Source organism: Epibacterium sp. MM17-32, from assembly GCF_022348205.1.
GTDB lineage: Bacteria > Pseudomonadota > Alphaproteobacteria > Rhodobacterales > Rhodobacteraceae > Epibacterium.
The window spans coordinates 88,135-113,362 of record NZ_JAKRFC010000015.1 but is presented as its reverse complement, the minus strand read 5'-3'; the positions used below and the strand labels follow the sequence as shown (position 1 = coordinate 113,362).

The 25,228-nt window shown below is 62.5% G+C and carries 20 protein-coding genes; 15 read left to right on the top strand and 5 right to left on the bottom strand.

Annotation, left to right across the window (positions count from 1 at the left end):
- The 6 genes from MHM88_RS19400 to MHM88_RS19375 all read left to right on the top strand — a co-directional run.
- The coding region (locus MHM88_RS19400) for an NAD(P)(+) transhydrogenase (Re/Si-specific) subunit beta (protein ID WP_239368344.1) at positions 1-169 on the top strand (169 nt) is incomplete at its 5' end.
- A gap of 83 nt (positions 170-252) precedes the next feature.
- A complete protein-coding gene (locus MHM88_RS19395; RefSeq protein ID WP_239368330.1) occupies positions 253-1,503 on the top strand; it encodes a Zn-dependent hydrolase in 1,251 nt (416 codons plus the stop codon).
- Between the two features lie 4 nt (positions 1,504-1,507).
- The gene (gene hydA, locus MHM88_RS19390) at positions 1,508-2,968 is read left to right on the top strand and encodes a dihydropyrimidinase (RefSeq protein WP_239368328.1); all 1,461 of its coding nucleotides are present in this window, start codon (positions 1,508-1,510) and stop codon (positions 2,966-2,968) included.
- Between the two features lie 90 nt (positions 2,969-3,058).
- Positions 3,059-4,549, top strand: coding sequence for an NCS1 family nucleobase:cation symporter-1 (locus MHM88_RS19385; protein ID WP_239368326.1), 1,491 nt, complete (start codon positions 3,059-3,061; stop codon positions 4,547-4,549).
- Between the two features lie 65 nt (positions 4,550-4,614).
- Positions 4,615-4,902 (top strand): DUF1330 domain-containing protein, encoded by a 288-nt coding sequence (locus MHM88_RS19380; protein ID WP_239368324.1) that lies wholly within the window; start codon positions 4,615-4,617, stop codon positions 4,900-4,902.
- Between the two features lie 298 nt (positions 4,903-5,200).
- A complete protein-coding gene (locus tag MHM88_RS19375) occupies positions 5,201-7,705 on the top strand; it encodes an ATP-binding protein (RefSeq protein WP_239368322.1) in 2,505 nt (834 codons plus the stop codon).
- Between the two features lie 186 nt (positions 7,706-7,891).
- Here MHM88_RS19375 and MHM88_RS19370 read toward each other — a convergent pair whose 3' ends face one another.
- From MHM88_RS19370 to MHM88_RS19355, 4 genes are read right to left on the bottom strand one after another with little or no spacing between them, the layout of a single operon-like run.
- A complete protein-coding gene (locus MHM88_RS19370; protein ID WP_239368320.1) occupies positions 7,892-8,674 on the bottom strand; it encodes a heme ABC transporter ATP-binding protein in 783 nt (260 codons plus the stop codon).
- A complete protein-coding gene (locus MHM88_RS19365; RefSeq protein WP_239368318.1) occupies positions 8,671-9,759 on the bottom strand; it encodes an iron ABC transporter permease in 1,089 nt (362 codons plus the stop codon). The genes MHM88_RS19370 and MHM88_RS19365 overlap by 4 nt, the downstream gene beginning before the upstream one ends.
- A 3-nt stretch (positions 9,760-9,762) precedes the next feature.
- Positions 9,763-10,614, bottom strand: coding sequence for a hemin ABC transporter substrate-binding protein (locus tag MHM88_RS19360; RefSeq protein WP_239368316.1), 852 nt, complete (start codon positions 10,612-10,614; stop codon positions 9,763-9,765).
- Positions 10,614-11,669: a hemin-degrading factor gene (locus MHM88_RS19355; RefSeq protein WP_239368314.1), complete on the bottom strand. Its 1,056-nt coding sequence runs from the start codon at positions 11,667-11,669 to the stop codon at positions 10,614-10,616. The genes MHM88_RS19360 and MHM88_RS19355 overlap by 1 nt, the downstream gene beginning before the upstream one ends.
- A gap of 252 nt (positions 11,670-11,921) precedes the next feature.
- On the opposite strand from MHM88_RS19355, the gene MHM88_RS19350 reads away from it, so the two are divergent.
- The 7 genes from MHM88_RS19350 to MHM88_RS19320 all read left to right on the top strand — a co-directional run bounded on the left by MHM88_RS19350 (position 11,922) and on the right by MHM88_RS19320 (position 18,140).
- Positions 11,922-13,922, top strand: a complete 2,001-nt coding sequence (locus MHM88_RS19350) for a TonB-dependent receptor domain-containing protein (RefSeq protein WP_239368312.1) — start codon at positions 11,922-11,924, stop codon at positions 13,920-13,922.
- 19 nt (positions 13,923-13,941) lie between these two features.
- Positions 13,942-14,388: a hypothetical protein gene (locus MHM88_RS19345; protein WP_239368310.1), complete on the top strand. Its 447-nt coding sequence runs from the start codon at positions 13,942-13,944 to the stop codon at positions 14,386-14,388.
- Complete coding sequence (locus MHM88_RS19340; protein ID WP_239368308.1) at positions 14,385-15,068, top strand: MotA/TolQ/ExbB proton channel family protein; 684 nt, start codon at positions 14,385-14,387, stop codon at positions 15,066-15,068. Before MHM88_RS19345 ends, MHM88_RS19340 begins: the two co-directional genes overlap by 4 nt.
- Complete coding sequence (locus MHM88_RS19335; RefSeq protein WP_255734778.1) at positions 15,068-15,469, top strand: biopolymer transporter ExbD; 402 nt, start codon at positions 15,068-15,070, stop codon at positions 15,467-15,469. Before MHM88_RS19340 ends, MHM88_RS19335 begins: the two co-directional genes overlap by 1 nt.
- A 3-nt stretch (positions 15,470-15,472) precedes the next feature.
- Positions 15,473-15,868, top strand: coding sequence for a biopolymer transporter ExbD (locus MHM88_RS19330; RefSeq protein ID WP_239368304.1), 396 nt, complete (start codon positions 15,473-15,475; stop codon positions 15,866-15,868).
- Positions 15,865-16,818: a TonB family protein gene (locus tag MHM88_RS19325; RefSeq protein ID WP_239368302.1), complete on the top strand. Its 954-nt coding sequence runs from the start codon at positions 15,865-15,867 to the stop codon at positions 16,816-16,818. The genes MHM88_RS19330 and MHM88_RS19325 overlap by 4 nt, the downstream gene beginning before the upstream one ends.
- Before the next feature lie 77 nt (positions 16,819-16,895).
- Entirely contained in the window at positions 16,896-18,140 is a 1,245-nt protein-coding gene (locus MHM88_RS19320; RefSeq protein WP_239368300.1) for an FAD-binding oxidoreductase, read from the top strand.
- Between the two features lie 44 nt (positions 18,141-18,184).
- On the opposite strand, the gene MHM88_RS19315 is transcribed toward MHM88_RS19320, so the two are convergent.
- Positions 18,185-19,636 (bottom strand): aldehyde dehydrogenase family protein, encoded by a 1,452-nt coding sequence (locus MHM88_RS19315; protein ID WP_239368298.1) that lies wholly within the window; start codon positions 19,634-19,636, stop codon positions 18,185-18,187.
- Positions 19,637-20,156: 520 nt separating this feature from the next.
- Here MHM88_RS19315 and MHM88_RS19310 point away from each other — a divergent pair.
- Both MHM88_RS19310 and MHM88_RS19305 read left to right on the top strand, forming a co-directional pair.
- On the top strand, positions 20,157-22,916 hold the full coding sequence (locus tag MHM88_RS19310) for a methyl-accepting chemotaxis protein (RefSeq protein WP_255734774.1): 2,760 nt from the start codon (positions 20,157-20,159) through the stop codon (positions 22,914-22,916).
- A gap of 209 nt (positions 22,917-23,125) precedes the next feature.
- Positions 23,126-25,216 carry an FAD-dependent oxidoreductase gene (locus tag MHM88_RS19305; protein ID WP_239368294.1) on the top strand — a complete coding sequence of 697 codons (2,091 nt, stop codon included), beginning with the start codon at positions 23,126-23,128 and terminating at the stop codon, positions 25,214-25,216.
- The last annotated feature ends 12 nt before the right edge of the window (positions 25,217-25,228 follow it).

Genomic DNA, 25,228 nt, shown 5'->3' with positions numbered 1-25,228 from the left:
CATGCCGGTTCTGGAGTGCTGGAAGGCGAAACAGGTGTTCGTCTCCAAACGCGGTCAGGGCACCGGCTATTCCGGCATCGAGAACCCGCTGTTCTTCAAAGAAAACACCCGCATGTTCTACGGCGACGCAAAACAGTCCCTCAGCACGCTCCTCAATATCATCGAGTGAGCGGCGGGTGTGCGGGGAATACGATTGAAAGAAGAGGGAGCGGGTCGAGGAGGCCTGCGGACCTCAAACGAAGGGAGAAGACGATGAAGGATCTTCAGAGCAATACGAGAGTGGACGGCAGTCGGCTCTGGGACAGCCTGATGGAAATGGCGCAAGTTGGCCCCGGTCTGCGCGGCGGCAACAATCGCCAGACGCTGACGGATGCCGACAGGGACGGGCGCGATCTGTTCAAACGCTGGTGCGAGGAGGCTGGCATGACGGTTGGCGTTGACAGCATGGGCAATATGTTTGCCCGCCTTGAAGGGGCGGAGCCGGATCTCGACCCGGTGATGATGGGCAGCCATCTGGATACGCAGCCCACCGGCGGCAAATATGACGGTGTGCTGGGCGTTCTCGCGGGGCTGGAGGTGGTTCGCTCGATCCGCGATCAGGGCATCACGCCGCGTCGCCCGATTGTGGTGGTGAACTGGACCAACGAGGAAGGCACGCGGTTTGCACCGGCGATGCTGTCCTCGGGTGTGTTCGCCGGGGTGCATTCGCAGGACTGGGCCTATGCCCGCGAGGATGCAGAGGGCAAGACATTCGGCGAGGAACTTGCGCGGATTGGCTATGTCGGGGATGAGCCGGTCGGCACCCGCAAGATGCACGCGATGTTTGAGCTGCATATCGAACAGGGACCGATCCTCGAGGCAGAAGGCAAAGACATCGGCGTTGTGACCCATGGGCAAGGCTTGAACTGGTTGCAGGTGACGCTGACCGGGCAGGAGGCGCATACCGGTTCCACCCCGATGCCGATGCGGCGTAATGCCGGGCTTGGCGCGGCGAAAATCACCGATCTGGTGCATGAGATTGCCATGAGCCATCAGCCCGACGCCGTGGGGGCCGTGGGGCAGTGCGACTACTATCCCAACAGCCGTAATATCGTGCCGGGTAAAGTTGTCTTCACCATCGATTTCCGGTCGCCCAGTTTCGAGACCCAAGCCGATATGGAAGCGCGCCTGCGCGCAGGGGCCGCAAAGATCGCCGAAGATCTGGACCTGCAACTGGAGATCGAACAGGTCGGCCATTTTGATCCGGTCACCTTTGACGAGGGCTGCGTAAGCGCGGTGCGCAGGGCGGCAGAGAAGCTCGGCTATTCCCATCGCAACATCATCTCTGGCGCCGGGCATGACGCCTGCTGGATCAACAAGGTCGCGCCCACTGCGATGGTGATGTGCCCCTGTGTTGATGGCCTCAGCCACAACGAGGACGAAGACATCAGCCGCGAATGGGCCACCGCTGGCACCGATGTGCTGCTGCATGCCGTCCTCGAGACCGCAGAAATCGTGGAGTAAGACAATGAGCGCGAGAACTGTCATCAAGGGCGGCACCATTGTGACCGCTGACCGCAGCTATGACGCGGATGTGGCCATTGAAGGCGGCAAGATCGTCGAGATTGGCCAGAACCTGAGCGGCGGCAAAGTGCTGGATGCGGAGGGGTGTTATGTGATGCCGGGCGGGATTGATCCGCATGTGCATCTGGAGATGCCCTTTATGGGCACCCATTCGGCGGATGATTTTGAATCCGGCACCCGCGCGGGACTTGCAGGTGGTACCACCATGGTGGTCGATTTCTGCCTGCCCAGCCCCGGCCAGTCGATGCTGGAGGCGTTGGAGGCATGGCACGCGAAATCCAAACGCGCCTGTGCGGATTATTCTTTCCACATGGCGGTGACATGGTGGAGTGAGCAGATCTTTGATGAGATGCAGATGGTGGTCGACCATGGCATCAACTCCTTCAAACACTTCATGGCCTACAAGGGCGCGTTGATGGTGGAGGATGACGAGTTGTTCGACAGCTTCCGCCGCTGCGCGGCCATTGGGGCCTTGCCCATGGTGCACGCAGAAAACGGCGATGTTGTCGCGACCATGCAGCAGAAACTGCTGGCAGATGGCATCACCGGCCCCGAAGGCCACGGTATGTCGCGCCCGCCCGAGGTGGAGGGCGAGGCCACCAACCGCGCCATCATGATCGCCGATATGGCGGGGGTGCCGCTCTATGTGGTGCATACCTCTTGTGAGCAGGCCCATGAGGCGATCCGTCGGGCGCGTCAAAAGGGCATGCGGGTCTATGGCGAGCCGCTCATTCAGCATCTGGTGCTGGATGAAAGCGAGTACCGCAACCCAAGCTGGGACCACGCCGCACAGCGCGTGATGTCGCCACCGTTCCGCGACCAGGCCAATCAGCAAAGCCTCTGGGCGGGATTGCAGGCCGGGTCCTTGCAGGTGGTGGCCACGGATCACTGTGCCTTCAGCATTGAACAGAAACGCTACGGCATCGAGGATTTCACCAAGATCCCCAATGGTACCGGGGGGCTAGAGGACCGGATGCCGGTGCTGTGGACCGAAGGTGTGAACACGGGCCGTCTGACCCCGAATGAGTTTGTGGCAGCGATATCGACCAATATTGCCAAGATCCTCAACATCTACCCGCGGAAAGGCGCGGTGCTGGAAGGCGCGGATGCGGATCTGGTGGTCTGGGACCCTGAAAAGACCAAGGTGATCTCGGCTGAAACGCAGCAATCCGTGGTGGAGTACAACGTCTTTGAAGGGCGCGAGGTCAAAGGCCTGCCGCGCTACACCCTCAGCCGGGGCGAGATCGCGGTGGACAATGGCACCGTCTGCGCCACGGCAGGCCATGGCAAATTCGTCAAGCGCGCGCCCTATCCAGAGGTCAATAAAGCGCTGTCGAAATGGAAAGAAGTGACCGCGCCCCGCAAGGTGGTGCGTGATCCGGAAAACATGCCGGCCTGCGTCTGAGATTTTCCCCGGTCACTGGCCGGGGAATTTTCGTTTGCGCCCTTTGGAGGAAAGGGCCACAAATCCGAATAAAAGGGAGGAAATAAAGAAATGACCGATATAACAAGTGGGTATACCACGTCTCGGGACAGCGAACCGGGCCAGTTGAACCTCGCGGGGCTGGATCCGGAACTCTACAACGAAGACCAGTTGCCGACCACCGCAGCAGAGCGCACATGGAACTGGTTGTCCATTTCAGCACTTTGGGTGGGGATGGTGGTCTGTATCCCGACCTATCTGCTGGCGTCCTATCTGATCGGCGCAGGCATGAGCTGGGATCAGGCGGTGATGACCATTCTCGCCGCCAATGCGATCGTCCTGATCCCGATGGTTCTGGTGGGTCACGCAGGCACCAAATACGGCATCCCGTTTCCGGTGCTCTTGCGCTCGTCCTTCGGCCCGGCCGGGGCCAAGATCCCGGCGGTTGCCCGTGGCATCGTGGCCTGTGGCTGGTTTGGTATCCAGACATGGGTTGGCGGGTCTGCGATCTTTGTGATCCTCAACAAGCTCACCGGTGGGGCGCTTGCGGGGGAGGCACTGCCGTTCCTTGGGATCAGCCTTGGTGAATTTGTCTGCTTCCTCGCCTTCTGGGGCCTGCATCTCTACTTTATAAAGAACGGCACGGAGTCGATCCGCTGGCTGGAGACTTATGCAGCTCCGTTCCTGCTGGCGATGGGCCTTGCATTGCTGGCATGGGCCTATTCGGCGGCGGGCGGTTTTGGCGAGATGCTCTCCACCCCCAGCGCCTTTGATCCGGGTCAGCCCAAAGAGGGGCAGTTCTGGGCCGTGTTCTGGCCGAGCCTGACGGGCATGATCGGCTATTGGGCCACGCTTGCGCTCAATATTCCGGACTTCACCCGTCACGCGCGCAGCCAAAAGGACCAGCTGGTGGGTCAGATGGTGGGTCTGCCGATCCCAATGGCGCTCTTTGCCTTTATCGCGTCGGCTGTGACCTCGGCCACTGTGGTGATCTTTGGCGAGGCGATCTGGGATCCGGTGCAACTGTCGGAGCGCATGGGCGGCTCTGCGGTGATTATCGCGCTGTTTGCGCTGATCGTGGCGACGCTGACGACAAACCTTGCGGCCAATGTGGTGGCCCCGGCGCATGGGTTTGCCAACCTCGCGCCGAGCAAGATCAACCTCAAGCGCGGCGGCTATATCACCGCAGCCATCGGGATCGCCATGTTCCCATGGATTCTGGTGAACCATATCGTCGGCTGGCTGATTGCCTATTCGGCACTTCTGGGGCCGATCGCGGGTGTGATGCTGGCGGATTACTACCTTCTGCGCAAAACCCGGCTTGAGGTGGCTGACCTCTTTAAGGCCAACGGCATCTATTCGGGCCAGAACGGCACCAACTGGGCCGGTATTCTGGCGCTGGTGATTGGTATTCTGCCGAACCTGCCGGGCTTTTTGGCGGGCGTTGGCCTGACCGATGGGACCTCTGCGTTCTTTGCGACCATCTACACCTACGCGTGGTTTGTGGGGCTCTTTGTGGCGGGCGCGGCCTATCTGCTGCTGTCCAAAGTGATGAACAAGTAAACTCTGTCGCTCCGGGGGTGTCCCCGGAGCGCCTCCCGTCTGAGGACATAACCAAGGAGAGTTCTATGCCCAAAGCCTATTGGATCGCCCATGTTACCGTGACCCATCCCGACCCTTATGCGCTTTATGCCAAGGGGGCGACGGAGGCCTTCGCGAAACACGGTGCCCGCGTTTTGGCACGTGGCGGTGCGGTCGAACATCTGGAGGGCGAAGGCCATCCGCGCAACGTGGTGATCGAGTTTGACTCCATGGAGGCCGCGCTCGCCTGTTATAATTCGCCAGAGTATCAAGAGGCCAAGGCCCATCGCGAGGGGGCCGGGATCGCCAATATCATGATCCTTGAGGGCAGTTGATCCTCACCCCTCCAATCTCTGCACCCGGGGCCTCGCCCAGTGATAAAGCGCTCGATCACGGGCGCTTTTTTCATGGCGCGCTGCCAGTTGGCGATACGCAGGCCACAGCCGGTGATGCTCTTTCGCGGACCGGGGCGCCGACGCCTGTGACGGTGGGCCGTTATGCAACTGCGTCCAATCGGTTGCAAATATGATCTTGTTTTGAGGTCGCAGGCAGCAAATGATGCTCGATTAACGGCACGAGAAGGAATTCCTGCCATCAAGATCGGGTACGAGTCTAAGAGGAGTCCCCAATGAGATGGAGACGCTGACGGTGCTCCGGAGGCTTCACCCCCTCGTTCAGGCGTTGGGCAACCGAACCTATCTGCCCACCTGGATCGCGCTTCTGGTCGTGGTCCTCTCCTTTGTGTTTGCCGAAAACCAAAACCGTATCATCCACGAACAGCGCATTCGTGCGGATGTGCAAAGCGAGGCCGGTCTGATCCGATCCCGGCTCGAAGGGTATCTGAACGCCGACATCCAGCTGGTCAAAGGGCTGGTGGCGGTGATCGCCTCGCAGCCTGACATCACGCAGGAACGCTTCAGTGCGCTGGCGGCAGAGACGATCGGGACCAAGTCAGAAATCCTCAATATCGCGGTCGCACCGGACCTCGTGGTGACGATGGTGCATCCGCTGGAACCGAACCGGGCGGTGATCGGGTTGGATTATAACCGCAACGCGGCGCAGCGTGCGGTGGCGTTGCAGGTGCGCGACAGCGGCGATGTTGTGCTGGCGGGGCCGGTGGACCTCGTCCAGGGCGGCACCGGCTTTATCGTGCGGTTCCCGATTTTCACCGGAGAGGGCGCAGACCGGCGCTTTTGGGGGCTGGTGTCTGCGGTGATCGACGCCAACATGCTCTATGCCGCGACGGGCGTGTCTGATCCCAACGGCAATCTGGACATCACCCTGCGCGGGCGGGACGGCACCGGAGAAGCTGGCGCCGTGTTTTTTGGCGACTTGGGCGACAAAGATACCCGCGCGCAGGATCCGGTCTCCATGACGATTGTCCTGCCGACCGGCGAATGGCGGTTGGATGCCGTGCCGCGTGGAGGCTGGCCAACGGCACCCGACAATCTCTGGACCCTGCGTCTGATCCTGGTGATCGCCGGCATCCTGATCCTGGTGCCGACGTTCCTGGCCTGTCGCCTGTCGGCGGTGCGGCGCGGCGCGATCAAGATCCTGCGCAAGCGTGAGCGTGAACTGGAGCTGAAGCAGGCGGAACTCGAACAGCTCTCGGCGGTTGCCCAGAATGCCTCCGACAGCATCGTCCTTACCGATCCGCAGGCGCGGATCATCTGGGTGAACGACGCCTTTTGCAAGATGACCGGCTTTACCGTTGACGAGGCCATCGGATGCACGCCGGGCGAATTGCTGAACGGCCCCGAGACCGATCCGGAGACGATCCGGGCCATTGCGGCGCATTTGCAAAAGGGCGAACGCTATCGGACCGAGATTCTGAACTACACCAAGTCGGGCGAGACCATCTGGGTCGAGACACATCTGGTCCCCGTGCAGGACGATCAGGGCAACGTCAGCATGGTCATCGGCATCGAGCGCGATGTCACCCAGTCCAAGCGTCACGCGGCAGAGCTGGCGGATGCGAAACTGGCCGCCGAGCAGGCCGACCGGGCCAAGTCGGAATTCCTCGCCAACATGAGCCACGAAATCCGCACGCCGATGAATGGGATCATCGGCATGGCGGACCTGCTGTCGGACTCGGAGCTGCCGGAAGAAGAAGAGCAATACGTCGAGATCATTCGAACCTCGTCCCGGGCCTTGTTGAAAATCATCAATGATATCCTCGATCTGTCCCGGCTTGAGGAGGGCAAGCTCAAGCTTGCGGAGGTCGATTTCGATCTCGAAACCTGTATCGAGAATGCGGTGGATGTGCTGCGTCCTGCCGCGCAGGACAAGGGGTTGACCCTGAACATCGACTATGCGCCGGACCTGCCGAAATCGGTGCGCACGGATGACGGGCGGCTGCGGCAGGTTCTGGTGAATCTGGTCGGAAACGCGGTCAAGTTCACGTCCTCGGGCCGGGTGGATGTGCGGGTGATGGCGGCGCCGGGCGATCCCTACCGGCTGACGATCGATGTCGAAGACACCGGCATCGGCCTGTCTGATCTGCAGCTGAAGAACATATTCGAGAGATTTTCCCAGGCCGACGCAGCGACAACGCGCGCCTTTGGCGGTACGGGACTGGGGTTGACGATTTCGCGACATCTGGCCGACCAGATGGGCGGCGATATTACCGTCCGGTCGCGACTGGGCCGGGGCAGTTGTTTTTCGTTGCACATTCAATGCGCCCCACCGGCCGGCGCTCTGGAACAGGCCGAGGTGGCCTTGATGCCGGATCTGGATCTGTTGCGCGGGCGCAAGGTGCTGCTGGCAGAAGACAATCGCACCAATCGCCTGTTGATCCGCAAGTATCTGTCGGATCTGTCGATCGACCTGATCGAGGCGGAGAATGGACGCCAGGCGGTCGAGCTGTGCCAGCTCCATCAGCCGGACGTGGTTCTGATGGATATGTCGATGCCGGAAATGGACGGGATCACCGCTACACGGGCCATTCGGGGCCTCGCGATGGCTCAACCCCCGATCGTCGCGCTTACGGCCAACGCCTTTGCCAGCGACAAGGAAGCCTGTCTGGCTGCCGGTATGAATTGCTTCCTGTCGAAACCGATCAACAAGAAGCAGCTGTTGCAAAGCATGGCCGCCGTGATTGTCGAGCCTGGCGCCCTGAGCCACGTGGCATCTGCCTGAACCATAGACATCTGCAGCTGCGCGGTGACATGCCGTCGCATCTGGATGCGATCCTGGGGGCTTTTGAAACGAATGCGGCACGGCGGGCAACTCCCGCCGTGCCGCACAGAAAGCCGAAGGCCCGCGAGAGGGGCGGGCCTCGACCGTGTGCAGGATGCCCGATAAGGCGTCCGGGCGCGCGCCAGTTCAGGCGCGCGCGGATTGCGGGAGAACAAAGACGCCCGCATCGGGTGGCACGATGCCGGTGCGCAACGGGCATCCGTAGACCTCTGACAGACGCGCATCGGTAAGAACCTCTGCGACCGGCCCGGCCCCGGCAGACCGCCCCTGCGACATGACATGGACGTGATCGGCATACATGGCCGTCAGATTGAGATCATGCATGACGGCGACCACGCCGCCCCCTGCGGAGGCGAAGCCGCGGGCCAGCTCCATCACCGTCAGCTGATGCGCGATATCCAGGCTGGAGACCGGTTCATCCAGAAACAGCCAGCAGGGCGTCCCGTCGCGCATGGGCCGCCAGACCTGCGCGAGCACCCGCGCCAGCTGCACCCGTTGTTGTTCGCCGCCGGACAGCTCCTGATAGAAACGCCCGGCATAGCCATCGAGATCCACCCGGCTCAGGGCGTCAAAGGGCACATCCTGTGCGTTTGCATCCGGGCCGGCGGACAGGCCAAGCCGCACCACCTCCAGCACGGTGAACGGAAAGGCAAGGACGGTCGCCTGGGGCAGAACCCCGCGAATGCTGGCGATTTCCCACGGACGATAATCCTCTATCCGGCGCCCGTTCAGGGTGATGTCGCCGGAATAGGGCAATTCGCCGACCATCGCCTTGAGCAGCGTGGATTTTCCCGATCCGTTCGGGCCGACAATTGCCGAGAATGTGCCGGGGCGGGCATTGAAACAGACATCCTTCAGGATCTGTGTCTTGCCGATGGTGAGGTCGATGTGATCTGCGCGCAGGGTCATTGGTCCACAAGCCCCCGTCGTTTGAGCAGTATCCACAGGAAGACGGGCGCTCCGAGCACCGCAGTGACGATGCCGATCGGCAATTCCGCCGGTGCAATGATGGTTCTGCTGACGAGATCCGCACCCAGCAGCAAGGTTGCCCCCAGCAACGCCGCATTCGGCAGGAGCGTGCCATGATCCGGTCCGGTGGCCAGGCGGAGCACATGTGGCACCACGATGCCCACAAACCCGATGCCGCCGGTGGCGGCGACGGCGACGCCCGTTGCGGCCGCCACCGAGAAGATCGCCGCATTTTTCATGCGCTGGACCGGTATTCCCATGTGGGCTGCTGCCGCCTCGCCGAGGGCAAGGCAGTTCAACCCATGCGCCAGCCAGGTGGAGCCGAGGATGGCCAAGAGGATAACCGGCCCGGCAATCAGTGATTTTTCCCAGGTGGCCCCGGCCAGCGACCCCATCTGCCAGAAGGTCAGGTCCCGCAGTTGCTGATCGTCGGCCATGTAGACCAGGATGCCCGAGACTGCACCCGAGAGTGCACCAAGCGCGATGCCCGCCAGCAGCATTGTTGCCACAGAGGTGCGCCCGCCGCGCGTGGAGACGCGATAGAGGATCAAGGTGCTTCCCCAGCCGCCGATAAAGGCCGCGATCGGGGTCACGTAATGGCCGAACAGGCTCTGCACCCCCAGGGGCAGCAGGCTGCCCAGGATGATCGACACAATCGCGCCAAGCCCTGCGCCGGCGCCGACCCCGACCAGTCCGGGATCGGCAAGCGGGTTCCGGAACAAGCCCTGCATGACCGCGCCGGACACAGCCAGCGCGGCCCCGACCAGGATGCACAGGACGACGCGTGGCATTCGAATATCCCACAGCACGACCCGTTCCATTGTCGTCAATTCCGCGCCCGTGAGGAGTTTGCCAACCGCGCCCCAGAGGGACGTGCCCGACGCGCCGAAAGCGAGGTTCACGACGGTTGCCAGCCCCAGCAGCACCAGGAGAACCACGCTCAGTTGGCGGGCCAGCAGGCGGCGGTCGAAATCCCGTGCCCGCGGTGGGGGGCTGTGGGTGTCTGTATTGTCATAGGTCACCATGGGTCAAAGCGGCCCGTAGAGAGAGGTTGCCAGCTCCAGTGCGGCATCCGCAGTGCGCGGGCCGAAGCCCAACAGATACAGACCGTTCATCCGTACAACCGATCCGGAGGCAGCCGCCGGCGTGGGCTTGATGGACGGGAGCGCAAGCAGTTCCGCATTCGGGGCGCCGTGATCGCCGCCGCGATCCATCATCAGGATCACGTCCGGCGCGGCTTGCGAGACCGCTTCGTCGGTCATCAGCTTGTACCCCTCGAACCCGGTCAGCGCATTGACACCGCCCGCCATGCCGATGATGCCATCCGCAGCGGTATCGGTGCCGGAGGCCATGATCCGTCCGCCACGCGTCGACAGCACGAAGAGCACGCGCTTGCGGTCGGTGTCCGGGATGGAGGCCACTTTCTCTGCAACCGCATCAAGATCGTCGCGCAGCTTTGTGGCGAGGGCCTCGGCTTCGGCGGTTCTTCCCGTCGCCGCGCCGATTGTCGTGATCTTGTCCAAGATCCCCTGGGGGGTATAGCTGTCCGGGACCTCGACAAGCTCGACCTCCGCCTCTTTGAGCACCTCCAGGGTTTCGGCCGGGCCGGCCCCGGCTTCGGAGATGATCAGGTCGGGATTGACCGACAGCACGCCCTCCGGTGCCAGCGCCCGCATGTACCCGACATCGGGCAGGGTGGTTGCGGCCTCGGGATAGACGGATGTCGTGTCGCGCGCGATCAGCCTGTCTTCTGCGCCGAGCGCATAGATGATCTCGGTCACCGATCCGCCGATCGCCAGCACGCGATCTGCGGCGTGGAGGGTCAGGGGCGTCGTAAACAGGGCCAGGCTGAGGGCGATGGTGTGCAAGGGAAGACGCATCACAGTGTTTCCTTTTCTTTTGCGCGGGGGAGGGCGGCCACGAGGGTGTCCCAGGCGGGGCGGCTGTCCAGGTCTTCGGTTTTGCGGCCAAAGATCTGCAGGATGAGGCCACCGTCCGCATCAAATGCTTCGATCGAGGTCGCAGGGCCGCGCTGGGTCGGTTTGGTTACGGCATAGACTTCGGCGATATGATCCAGTCGCAGATGCAGGTTGAAGCGCGGGTCCATGACATTCTGCCACGGTCCCATGGCCTTCAGCCTGTCGATGGCGCCGCCGTGGATCTGGATGCAGCCACGGTTGCCGACAAAGAGCATCACCTCCGTTCCGCTGCCAGCCAGAGCTTGCAGCGCAGCATCAACAGCGCCGACGTCCAGAGCCTCTACGAAAGGTGCGCCGACGTGGCGGTAGGCGCCGAGCCGGTTCATTTTCAGTTTCGAAGTCAGGCGCAGGAACTGGTGGGTGTCGGTCATCTTCGCCCATTCGCTGCGCAAAAGCGCGATCTTATCGAGGTTGACCCTGGGCGCTTCGGCCGGTTTGCGCGGGCTCACGTCGCGCGTGTCCGACTGATCTCCGGTTGCGAGTTGCGCCACCACGTCGGACCAGGCGGCGTGGTTGGATGTGTCACGCAGGTGGATCTTGTGAACGGCGTCCCCGGCTGCATCAAAGATCTGGATCGAGCGTTTGACGCCGCTTTCGGTCTCCGTTTCCACGGCAAACGCGCTCACCCAATGGGAGGGAAACAGACGCAGATCAATTTCAGGCTGCAGAATCATCGCCGCATGCGGCCCGCTTTTGTAGTTACCATAGGAGCCGATGCGCTCATGCACGCAGGAAGCGTTGCGGGTGAGCGCCATCACTTCACCCAGATGCGCGATCTGAGGCATCAACGCGTCCGGATGGGCCGAGACAGCTGTCACCCCCTGGCCGACAAAAGCCGCCAGAAGTTGAGCTTCGGCAATATCATGAGAGTCGCAAAAATCGCGTGCGCGCAGGGTGTTGTGCGCCGCGCGCAAGGCGCGGATGTCGTCTGCGGAAGACGGGGGAGCGTGGGCCATCAAGGGTCCTCGTATTGAAGTGTTGGGATTGCTTGCTGGCACGCGCCGCCGTTCGGGCGCTGGGCTGACATTTCGGCTGCGCATATATTTACACAGCGCGATATTTCTTGACAGAATTAATAAATTATTTTAGGCGCGGCAAGTGTGAACACCCGGTGACGCCAACCTCGCCGGAAAAACAGAACGCAAGACACCAAGCCAGCCCCAAGGCGAGCATGCGGTATTCCTCTGCATCAGATCTATGGGGACGACATGAAAATCCATACAATGCGCCGGGCACTTCTGTGCTCCGCCTCGGGCATGGCCTTGGCCATGACTGCAACTGGCAGCACCGCTCAGGAGCTGAACGAGGGCGAGGGGTTCCTCGGCTATCTGGTCATCGGCAACAACAAGCGCGACGTTCAGACCGACACCGCCACCCCCAAAACCGTTCTCAACGCCGAAGAAATCCAGGACCGGCAGGCCGGCAGCGTGTCGGAACTGATCGATTCCGTGCCCGGCGTCACGCTGGTCAATGCGGGGACGCCGACGGGGGCAGGCATCAATATCCGCGGCTATGGTGCGGACGGGACCTACGGGTCCAACCAGAAAGTGCAGATCCAGCTTGATGGTGCCACGATGGGGTCGGAGGAACTCTATCGGATCGGGACGCAACTCTATACCGACCCGGCGCAGTTCCGCGAAGTTTCCGTGATCCGCGGCACGGTGGGGTCGTATGAATATGGTTCCGGCGTCATCGGTGGGGTGGTGAACCTGGAAACCATTGACGCCGCCGACCTGACCGATGGTGAAATCGGCCTCTCCGGGCGGCAGACCTTTGAATATTACGGCAACGCCAATACGCGGGTCAGTTCCACCATCCTCGGCTGGCAGCCGACCGAGAATCTGGAGTTCCTGCTGAACTACACCTATCGCGAGCAGGGCAACTACACCGACGGCGATGGCAATGAGGTGGCCAATACCGGCTACGAATTGCCGTCTTATCTGGTGAAAGGGAAATACAGTTTCGGGAACAATGCGGACCAGTCGCTGACCTTTTCGCATTCCAAAACCACCTCCGATGAAAAGGATGTGCCCTACGACGCCTTTGCGGGAACGACCACGTTTGGCAACGTGGATCGCTACACAGAAACCACGACAACCAGCCTGCAATATGCCTTCAATCCAATTGGGAATGACCTGATCGATTTGACGGCGACCCTGTCCTATGCCGATCAGTATATCGAGCAGGACATGGTCAGCGGCTCGCCCTTCGCCGCGGCACTGTTGAATGCCGATCACCGCTATGAAACCACCAAGCTGACGGTCAAGAACAGCTCTTATTTCGATGCATTCGGCGTGTCTCACAACCTGCGCGCGGGGGGCGAGATCATCCACAAAGAACGCCTTGACGCCTCCTCCGCGCCGGGGGGCACCGACAAGCGGTTTGCATTGTTTGCCATCGACGAGATCGATTTCGGCAATGGTCTGACCCTGACACCGGCGATGCGCTACGAGACCCAGAACATCGAAGCAAGCGCCGATGGAACTTATGTCACTGCGGGCGAGAGCTTTGACAACAGCGAGCTGATGGGCGGAATTTCCGCACGCTATGCGTTTGAAAACGGTTTCGCGGTCTTCGGGTCCGTGGCCTATACCGCAGGGCTGCCCATTCTCGATGACTTCGATTACGCAACCTACCCGACCTACATGACCCAGAGCGAGAAGGCGGTGACCTACGAGCTTGGCGCATCCTATGACAAGGTCGGTCTGTTCAGCAGCGAAGATCAACTCAAGGCAAAGGTGAACTTCTGGCAGACGCGGCTCTGGGATTATACCTCCGGGACCGACTACGCCACCGTCGACCGGGTCAACACCGAAGGCGTCGAGGTGGAGGCATCCTACAGCCACGAGTCGGGCGCCTATGTGGATATGAACGCCAACATGTCCAGCGGTGAATGGGTCTATGTGGGCGGAACCACTGCCGATTACACCCGGATGCCGGCAAACAGCCTTGGTCTCACCGTTGGCAAGAAGTTCAACGACACCCTCGATGTGTCCTGGGAGGCGGTGCTGACCAAGGACATCCGCAGCACCCCCGGCTATGCGGTCCACAACCTGCGCGCCACCTATGACATCGACACCGGTTTCCTGAAGGAAGCGCAGGTGCGCATCGGCGTCGAGAATATTCTCGACAAGCAGTACACGCCGCATCTGGCAACCCGCGCGGCGGCCGGGCGCAACATCAAACTCTCGTTGGCAGCAGCATTCTGATTTCGAAGGAGATGACACGATGAGATACCGGAGCCAGGTTCATGCCCTTGCCCTCGTGGCGGCTGCCCTTTCTTTCCTCGGGGGGGCAACCGATGCACGGGCAGAGGACACCCCGCCACACTCGGGCGTTCAGATCGAACTCAACGCGCTTCAGGATCAGGGCGGTGCCTGCCGCCTGTCGTTTCTGGCGACGAATGCCCGAGACACCGACATCGAAGAGGCGGTCTATGAGATCGTTCTCTTCGACCGGTCCGGTGGGGTGATGATGCTCACCCTGTTTGATTTTCGAGACCTGCCTGCGGGACGTCCCCGGGTCCGGCAGTTCGATCTGCCCGAGACCGCCTGCGCGGATGTCGGGCGGGTGCTGTTGAACGGTGCAAGCCGCTGCCAAAGCGCGGGCGAGAGCACGATTTGCGAAGAGGCGCTGACCCTCAGCAGCCGCACGGATGTGGAGCTTCTGGGATGATGGATCTTGCTCAAATCTGGTCCGGCGTGCTGACCTCTATTGCTGAAATCGTCGAGGTCGGCGGCCCGGTGGTGGTGTTGCTGCTGGTTCTGTCCGTGGTCAGCGCCGCAACCGTGCTCTACAAGATGTGGCAGTTTCGCCGGGCCGGAGTTGGTCGGCATCGCCGGGTAAAACTGGCGCTCGCGGCCTTCGAACGCGGCGATGCGCGCACAGCAGAGGCAATCCTGGCGGAGTCCAGGAGCTATCTGGTGGCCCCGGTGCGGCGCGCGCTGCACGGCGCAAAGGCGCCGGGGACCGGTGCCGTTTCGGATCGCTGCGATGCCGAGGCCGAGGCGCTGTTTCTGCGTCTTGAAACCGGCCTGGGGTTTTTGGACCTGGTGGCACAGCTTGCGCCGTTGATCGGTTTGTTTGGCACTGTGCTCGGTATGATCGAGGCGTTCCAGGGGTTGCAGTCGGCGGGGACTTCGGTTGATCCGACCGTGCTTGCGGGCGGCATCTGGGTGGCGCTGTTGACCACGGCTGCGGGTCTTGCCGTTGCCATGCCGGTGGCTGCGGTGCATGGCTGGTTGAGCGGCGCGGTCGAGCGCGACCGGGTCTTTGCAAATATGGCGCTGCGCCAGGCCTTCGCCCCCGACGACACTGCGGTGGCGGCGGTTGCGCCGCAAGAGGCGGCAGCCTGATGGGGCTGCGCCTGAACAAACGGCAGGCCAGGCGCCTGTCGATGACGTCTCTGATCGACGTGATCTTTCTGCTGTTGCTGTTTTTCATGCTGTCATCGACCTTTTCCCGCTTTGGCGCGGTGGAGCTGATGGCGGCCGGGCAAGGATCGTCAGACAGCGCGACTTCCCGTCCGGTGTTTCTCCGGCTGGCGGCGAACCATCTGTCGCTCAACGGCGAGACGGTTGCGCTGGAGGGCCTTGCGGACCGCTTGCTGCTGTTGACGGCGGATCTGGCGGAGGCGGATGCGCAGGGGACACAGGTGCTTGTCAGCCTGACCGCCGAGGTCAGTTCTCAACGTCTGGTCGATGTGCTTGCGGTGCTGCGTCGTCAGCCCGGCCTCGCCGTTGCTGTATTGGGGTAGGGGATGCTGTCGCGCACTCGCAAAAGCAAAAGCCAACGAGAGCCCACGATCGCGCTGATCAACGTGGTCTTCCTGATGCTGGTCTTTTTTATGGTTGCAGGGTCGCTGGCGCCGGCACTGGACCCGGCGGTGCGCCTGGTCAAGGCGGCGGATCTGGACGCCAGCCCGCCCCCGGATGCATTGGTGATCCGGGCCGATGGCACCTTGAGTTTTCGCGGCGCGGAACTGACCTCGCCAGAGGCCTATGTGCGGATCGTGCGCGAAGAAGATGCCGCGTTCACCGCACGGCTGGTGCCGGATCGCGGGCTGCCTGCCACCCGGTTGATCGCGGTTGCCAAGACGCTGCGCCAGCTTGGTGCGGCGCGGATTCTCCTGCTGTCGGAGCGCAACCTGTCATGATACCGCGATCCCCTGTCATCGCCGGTCTTTCGGTTGTCGTCGCTCTTGCCGCGCATGCTGCCTTGCTGGTGGAGACCGACGAGGGGCGCGTTGAAATCGCGGGTGGCGGCAGCACCGCCCCGGCGGCCCTGGGCAACAGTTTTGCGGATCTTGCGCAGGGGCGTGCCAGCGCCGTTGAGGCAGAGACGACCACCGAGGCGACGGAGCCTGCCGAGGCCCTGCCGCCGGTCGACGCCGCCGAGGTGCAATCGGCAGCGCAGCCGACGGATGCAACGGCAGCCCCGGCTGTTTCCGCATCAATCCCGCCGGTGCAGCCGGATGCAAGCGCGGCTGACGGCCTGACGCCGATCACGGAGACCGTACCGGTTGTGGATGCGGCGGTAACACCGGCCGCCACCGCGACGCCACAAGCCTCCGTTGCACCGGTTCCACAAGCGGTGGCACCGGTGACCAATGCCAGGGTCGCTCCGGTTGCATCGCCCTCCGAGTTGGCCCCTGACAAAAGCCTTCGACCCGCGGTCCGTCCGGTGCGTCAGGTCAAGCGGCAACCGGTGGCAAGACCCGCTCCCGCGGCGCCACGTGGCAACAGTACCCGCAACGCGCAGGCGGGATCGTCAAGCGGTGCGGAAGGTCAAACCGCGCCGCAGGCCAACAGTGCCCGCGCGGCGCAGGACGCAGGCAAGGGGAATGCCGCAGCCTCCAACTATCCGGGCGAGGTGATGCGACAGATCACCCGCCTGCCCAAGCCGCGAAGCTCCGCCAGGGGCGTGGCGCATGTGGCATTTGTGATCGGGGCAGGGGGGCAGGTGACCTCGGTGCGCATCGCCCGGAGTTCGGGCTCGCCCGCACTTGATCAGTTGGCGGTGCGGCAGATCCGGCGCGCGGCCCCGTTCCCACCGCCGCCAGCCGGTGCGCGGCGCCAGTTCACCATCGGCATCAAGGGATCCTGATCCGACCGCAGTTCCTGTTTGATTAATGCCCGCCAAGGCGCCAGTCTTCAACGCAGCAGGCGCGGTGGAGGATGGGCATGTCCAGTCAGAATGTTGTGGTGATCGGAGCGGGAATTGTCGGAGCTGCCAGCGCCATCTGGTTGCGGCGCGCGGGGCTGGAGGTGACGCTTGTGGACCGCGCCGCGCCGGGCAGCGGCGCCTCATATGGCAACGCCTGCCTGCTGGCCCGATGTGCCATGGTCCCCGTGACAGTGCCCGGGCTGCTGGCCAAGGGGCCGCGCTATCTGCTTGATCCGGAGTTTCCGCTGTTCCTGAGGTGGCCCTACCTGCCACGGCTGCTGCCGTGGCTTGCGCGGTATCTCGGCCATGCCAATGACCGCGATACCCGCCGGATCGCGACGGCCCTGCTGTCCATCACCGGCGACAGCGTCGATCAGCATAAGGCCCTGACCGACGGCACGCCCGCCGCAAAATGGGTGCGTGACTGCGATTACAGCTTTGTATACCGCGACCGGGCGGCCTTTGAGGCGGACAGCTACGCGTGGTCGCTGCGCCGCGAGGCCGGGTTCCTGCCGGAAATCGTCGAAGGGGGCGCGGTGCGGGAAATGGAGCCGATCCTGTCGGACGAGATGCAGCTGCTGGCCGTGAACAAGGACCATGGGTTCATCCTCAACCCCGAGCATTATGTGCAGGATCTCGTGGCCCAGGCCGAGGCCATGGGGGCGAAATACCTGCAAGCGGAGGTCAAGGCGCTGGATATGGCCGGGGGACGGGTCTCGGCCGTGGATACCGACCTGGGGCGTCTGCCCTGCGACCGGGTTGTGCTATCTGCGGGGGTCTGGTCGGCAGAATTGATACGCAATCTGGGACTGCGGGTGCCGTTGGAGGCCGAGCGCGGCTATCACCTTCTGTTCCGTGAGCCGAGCCAGTTGCCAAACAATCCGATGATGCTGACCGAAGGGAAATTTGTCGCCACGCCAATGGACCAGGGGTTGCGTTGCGCCGGCGTGGTGGAGTTTGGCGGGCTGAGTCCGGTCAAATCCCAAAAGCCACTGTCGTTCCTGCGCCGCACCACACGGCGCAGCTTTCCGGCGCTCCGGTATTCACATGAGGAGGAATGGCTTGGCTTCCGCCCCTCTCCCTCGGACAGTTTGCCCCTGATCGGAGAGGTGCGTGGCAGCGGCGTTTACACGGCGTTTGGGCATCAGCACATCGGCCTGACCGGCGGGCCAAAGACGGGCCGCCTCGTGGCGGATATGATTGCGGGCAACTGGCCCAACGCCGACGTCGGACCCTTTGACCCCATGCGTTTTGCCGATTGATTTCACTGCCGGCTGAAAGGTCACGAGCGGGACCGAGGCGGCCCCTAACGCAGTCGGATCGCGATGTTCTTGGTCTGGACGTAGTTCCACAGGGCTTCTCGCCCCTTTTCACGACCATATCCGGATTTCCCAACCCCTCCGAACGGGGTTTCGACCCCGCCCGCATACCATTCGTTGACAAAGACCTGACCTGCGCGGATCTGGCGGGCAGCGCGGGTGGCGCGGTCCAGATCCCGCGTGAAAACACCGCCGACCAGCCCGTAGTCGGTCGAATTGGCAATCTCCACCGCCTCGGCGTCGTCCTTGAATGTCAGGACGGAGAGAACGGGGCCAAAGACCTCTTTGCGGGCGATTTCCATATCGGGGGAGAGACCGGCCAGAACCGTGGGTTGCAAGAAGGCGCCCGGGCGGTTCAGCGCGTGCCCGCCGGTGACCAGTTGCGCACCCTGATCCACGGCGCGGCTGACCATCGCAACGGCACGGTCGCGCTGCGCATCGGACACCATCGCCCCCATGTTGGCACCAAATTCGGGGCGGTCCACGCCGGGGCCCACCGACAGGCCGGAGGCAATCGTTTCCGCCCGTGCAATCAGTTCTTCGGCGCGGCTTTCGTGCACGATGACCCGGCTCATGGCAGAACAGACCTGGCCGGCGTTGAAGTAGATGCCCCAGCGGATGTCCGTTTCAAAGGCCTCGAGGTCGGCATCGTCATGGACGATCGCCGCCGACTTCCCGCCCAGTTCCAGCACGCAGGGCACCACATTCTGGGCGGCGGCTTGGGCGATGGCTACTCCGGTGGGGACCGACCCGGTAAAGACGATCTGGTTGACCATCGGATGCGCGGCGAGTGCGGCCCCGGCCTCATGCCCGTAGCCGCACAGGACGTTGACCGTGCCAGCCGGAAAGCCGACGGCCTCTGCCGCCTTGGCGAACCAGGCGTTGGTCAAGGGGGTCAGCTCCGGGCTCTTGATCACACAGGCATTGCCTGTGGCCAGCGCCGCCGCAAGCGAGCGGGCGGTCATCTCCACCGGGTAGTTCCAGGGGATGATCTGCGCCGAGACCCCCAGCGGTTCATAATCGGTAAAGTCGTAATAGCCGGACCCCAGCGGGATCGACCGACCTTCGACGGTGCTGGCCTGGTTGCCGTAATATTCGAAATAGAGCGCGGCACCTTCGACTTCGATCTCGGCTTCCCAGAGCGGCTTGCCCTGCTCCAGAACCAGCGTGTGGGCGATCGTGCGCTTGTGCTCCTGCAGATAGCGGCCCATGGCCTGAACCATCCGCCCGCGCTCCAGTGGTCGCATGTCGCTGAGCGCGCCGGAGAGGTGGACGGCCCGCGCCGCCATGACCGCCCGATCCACGTCCCCTGCATCCGCCAGGGCCTGCTCTGCGATTTTCTCGCCGGTGGCCGGATCAATGACGTCGATACGCCCGGCGCCGCCATCCACCCAATGGCCGCCAATGTGGTTTTGCCAGTAGAGGGGCAGATCGGTCATGTCGGGGTCCTTTCGGGCGAGGGGGCGCGTGTTGATGGGCCGGTCGGCGGACGACCAGCGCCGGCGCAGTTCAGCAGATCCGGCGCACAGGTCCAAATCGGAATGCGGCGTCGAGATGGTCTGGGGCGACATCGTCCCGGGGCGGGCCATGCTGGGTGCGTGCAATTTTAACAAAATGCGATGTGAAAATACTGCTGTTCCGGCCCCTCCGGAACGCAATTTCAGCGCAAACGGCTGAAAACCGCGGCACTGGGGCTGGTGGGTTTCATCGAATGTTAAGAGCGCCGGGAGCACGCTGTTGCTGGATTGAAACAGGAGGTGTGCTCTTGACAGCATCCGGCCATTCCCATCGCAGGCAGCCCGCATGGCGCGGGCACCGCGTCCCCGCCGGGGCGCGTGGCCGTCTGCGTCGGGTTGCGTTCGGGTGCCGCGTCGATCCCGACCTCCGTCATGCTGCACTGGGGCACCACGCTCATCTTGCGCCGCTGTCCGTATCTGCCCTTCGCTCAGAGTGAAAGAAATGTCCGAACCCACTGCTCCAGAAACTCCTTCCCGTCGTCGTTTTGGCCTGTTGCGTAGTATTCGCTCAAAGATGGTGGTCATCTTTCTGCTGATGGGCGCGGCCTTTGGCCTGTTCGGTTACATGATGCATGTCGTGTTGGACGAGGTTGGCGTGGATATGACGACGCTGACACAGGACCGTTTGCCGGATCTGGTGATCGCCAGCGAGATTTCCGTTGCAGCGGGCGCAACCAAGGACAATATGATTTCCTTGCTGGTGGCCGAAGATACCGAGGCGGTCGAGGCCGCCCGCGACAGGATCGAAGCCTCCACGGCGAAGTTGCAGACCCTGATCTCGACCCTGGATGAGGAGATGCAGCCGCAATTTGCCGCAACCGCGGATGCAGCGACCGTGGCCCTGGAGGATCTGGCACGCGCACGCCAGACTGTTCTTGAAAGCGATGAACAGATTCAGGTCCGGATCGACGATCTGCACCGCATCAGCAGCGAATTGCGCAACCTGATGACCGACCTGTCGCAGATTGCCTCGGTGGAACTCAACAAAGGTGCGGTGAAGACCTACAATGCGATCGATTCCTCTCTGAAATCACTGCTGGAAGTGGACTTCCACAATCTCCAGCTGCTGCTGGAGGCGCGGGCCGAACTCAACCTTCTGGCGGGCACGGCCGTGGCATTCGGGGGCACCAAGGATGCCGAGACCCTGGCGCAGTTGCAGGAGCTGGCGGACAGTTCCGATGCCCGGCTCCTGGAAATCGCCGACCTGATTGAAACCAATGCACCGGCGCTGCTGGATGTGTCCCTGATCCGCAATGCATCGTTCACCCTGCAATCCGTCATTGCACAGAGCCTGTTTCCGTCGGAAACCCTGCGTCGCGCGGCAATGAAGGCGCGTGCCGACACCGACCGTTTCATCGTCATGGCGATCGATGCGCAGGTCGCCAAACTCACCGCCGCCGCGGAAAAAGCCAGCAAGGACAATGGCGATACGCTGCGAGAACTGATGAAGAACGAGGTCGGTTTCCTCAATACGCTGATGGAAATCAGTACCTGGGTCAGCAGTTTCCAAGTCTCCGCGCTGGATGTGTTGACAGCCACGACCGAGGATCAGGTCACCGATGCCGCTTTCGACATGGAAGGGGCAAGCATGAACCTTTCAGTCTACGAGGACTTCCAGGATGCCCGCGTCGGGGAACTGCTCAAAAGCCTCAGCACGCTGAATAATCCCGAAACCGGTCTGGCTGCGCAGAAGGTGACGGCGCTCAACGCCCGCAATGCGGCAATCGCTGCCACGGAAACAACCGAAGCCAAGGTGGTCGATATCGTCAACCGCGCTGCCGAACTGGCCAGCCGGAACCGCGCGGCCATCGGCACCATGGCGGATGACATTTACGTCGAGGTCGCGGATGCCAAGCGCAATCTTCTCGTGGCGCTGGCATTGGCAGCGGGCGTGTTCCTGACGGCCATGATCCTGGTTCAGGTCCTGATCCTGCGCCCGCTGAACCGCATCAGCTCCAGCACCGAGCGTCTGGCCGAGGGAGATCGCAGCCCGATCTCCGGTTTCGAACGCGCCAGCACGGAGATTTATCGCATCGCGCGGTCGCTTTCGGTGTTCCGCGACGGCATCGTCGAAAAGGAAGAGATGGAGCATCTGGCCGAGGAAGAGCGCCGCGAACGCATGGCCGCTCAGGACAAGGCGGTGTCTGCACTTGGCACCGGTCTGTCGCGCCTGTCCGAAGGCGATCTGACCGCTCGTATCGAAGAGGAACTAGCGGAGGGCTACGAACAGCTTCGCACCGATTTCAACCGCACGCTGGATACCCTGAACGAAACGGTTGGACAGGTGGTTGAAACCTCGTCTTCGATCCGCAACGGCGCATCGGAAATCAGCCAGGCGTCGCAGGACCTGTCACATCGCACCGAAAGCCAGGCGGCAACGCTGGAGCAAACCGCTGCCGCGCTGGACCAGATGACCGCAAGCGTGAAATCCGCGGCGGAAGGGGCGCGCGATGTTGAGCGCACCACCAACGAAGCCCGGACCGAGGCCGAGGCCAGCGGCGAGATTGTTCAGAACGCGGTCTCTGCGATGACCGAGATCGAGCAAAGCTCCAGCAAGATTTCCCAGATCATTTCGGTCATTGACGATATTTCCTTCCAGACCAACCTGTTGGCCTTGAACGCCGGCGTCGAGGCAGCCCGGGCTGGCGAAGCGGGGCGCGGATTCGCCGTCGTCGCATCCGAAGTGCGCGGTCTCGCGCAGCGTTCCTCCGACGCCGCGCTGGAAATCAAGACCCTGATCGGGGACAGCTCCAAACAGGTGGAGCGGGGCGTGGACCTGGTGGGCAAGGCCGGGAACGCTCTGGAAAGCATCCTGCAGCGCGTCACGCATATCTCGGAGCTGATTTCCGGCATTGCCACCGGCGCGCAGGAGCAATCCACTGGCCTGGTTGAGATCAACACCGGGATGAACCAGCTGGATCAGGTGACCCAGCAAAACGCCGCCATGGTGGAAGAAGCAACCGCAGCGGGTCAGCTGTTGAACTCTGACGCGCAGGCGCTGGCGGAACTCGTCGCCCGTTTCCGCACCGCCGCGGCCGCCATCAGCCCTGCGGTGGACACTGCACCGAGCAGCTGGGGCGCAGAGGAGGCGGAGGTTGCCTGGGATGCAGACGACGTCGTTGCCGCCGAGGAACCGGTTGAAGACACGGATTGGTCTGACTTCAATTGGGACGATGACGCGGCTGCAACGGGGACATCCTGAGGGGCTGAAGCCAGTAAGACTTGCCAGGCAGACATCTGCTCAGGGCTCCGGTGGAAATCCGCCGGAGCCCTTTTCCGTGTGGCACCGCATTGCAATGAATTTCACATTGAGGTACTAAATTCCGCATATTGAAATTTTGCCGGGCAATGCATCCTGCATCATCGAATACGCCCATGCCGTGGAGGGAGGTTCGCACCGTGTCGCAAGCCGTGACAAATCCTGTTCGCTTTGAAGTCACTGACGGCATTGCTGTCATTGCAATCGCCAACCCGCCCGTGAACGCCTTGAGCCAGGCTGTACGCCAGGGCCTGGACGCGGCGTTTGCAAAGATCGCGGAGCAGAGCGACATCAGGGCCGTGGTGATCTATGGTACGGATCGCACCTTTATCGCGGGGGCGGATATCCGGGAGTTCGGACAGCCCCCGCAGGCGCCGTTTCTGCCCGATGTGATCAACCGCATTGAAGCCTGCGCGGTGCCGGTGATCGCGGCCTTGCACGGGACGGCGCTTGGCGGTGGTCTCGAAGTGGCGTTAGGCGCGCATTATCGCATCGCTGTACCAACGGCACGTTTTGGTTTGCCCGAGGTCACATTGGGGATCCTGCCCGGGGCAGGGGGGACGCAGCGCATGCCACGTCTGGTCGGGGTCGAATTTGCGCTGGATACGATCACGTCGGGGCGTCAGATCGGCGCAAAGGAAGCATTGTCGGTTGGGTTGATTGACCGCATCAGCGAAGATGCGGACCTGCGCGCGATGGGGATTGCCTATGCAAAGGATCTGATTGCGGACGGGGCGGGGCCGCGTCGTACCAGCGTCATGGTGGTAGATCCGGTTGCGCCGGAGGTTTTCGAAGCTGCACGGGACAGGATGGCAAAGAAAGCCCGAGGCCAACTTGCGCCACAGTCCTGCATCAAGGCGGTGGAGGGCGCTGTTGACCTGCCGTTTGGCGAGGGGCTCGCGCAGGAGCGCGCGCTGTTTCAGGATCTGATGGACAGTGATCAGCGGGCCGCATTGATCCATGCGTTTTTTGCCGAACGTCAAGTTGCAAAAGTGCCGGAAATCCAGGGTGTGCAGCCGCGTGCCATGGAGCGGATCGGTGTTATCGGGGGTGGTACGATGGGGGCGGGGATCGCTGTATCCGCGCTGCTCGCCGGACTGGATGTCACCCTGATCGAACGTGATGACACCGCCGCCGCGCGTGCGACGGCCAGCGTGACCAAAATTCTCCAAGGCTCGGTCAAACGGGGCAAGCTTTCGCAGGAGCAATACGACACGATTGTCGGCGGCACGTTTCGGGCCAGCGACGACTATGCCACCCTTGCGCAGGCAGATGTGGTGATCGAAGCGGTGTTCGAGAGCCTGGAGGTGAAGAAGGATGTCTTCACCAAGCTGGATGCCATCTGCAAACCGGGTGCGATTCTGGCCTCCAACACCTCCTATCTCGATGTGAACGAGATCGCGCGCATGACAGCGCGCCCGGCGGATGTGATCGGGCTGCATTTCTTTTCGCCCGCGCATGTGATGCGCCTGCTGGAGATCGTGGTTGCTGACGAAACGGCGCCGGAGGTGACCGCAACCGGTTTTGCGCTTGCGAAACGTCTGAAGAAGGTCGCCGTGCGTGCAGGTGTTTGCGACGGGTTTATCGGCAATCGCATCCTCAGCCACTATCGCAAGGCGGTCGACGGGGCGGTGCTGGCAGGGGCCAGCCCGTTTGAGGTGGACCGCGCACTTGTTGGCTTTGGTCTTGCCATGGGGCCCTTTGCGGTCAGCGATCTGGCGGGGCTGGACATCGGCTGGGCCACGCGCAAGCGGCTGGCGCCGACCCGCGATCCGCGCGAAGTCTATGCGGAATTTGCCGACCGTCTGTGCGAAGCGGGCCATTTTGGTCGCAAGACCGGCAAGGGCTATTACATCTACGCAGAAGACGGCACACACGAAAACGCCGAGGTGCTGGAACATGTGGCCGCGGATCGCGCCGCCAAGGGCATCACCGCGCGTGAGATCTCCGAGCAGGAGATCGTTGATCGCTATATGGCCGCCATGATCAATGAGGCCGCCCGCGTGGTCGAGGAGGGCATTGCGCTCCGGCCGCTCGATATCGATGTGACGCTGCTGAATGGATATGGCTTCCCGCGCTGGCGCGGTGGACCGATGCACTACGCGGATACGGTCGGCCTCGACAAGGTGCTTGCTGATATTGAGCGGTTTGCGCAGGAGGATGCCTTCCTCTGGCAGCCCGCGCCGCTTCTGAAACGTCTGGTGGCTGAGGGCAAGACCTTCGCCGACCTCAACAACGTCTGATCGCCTTCTGAG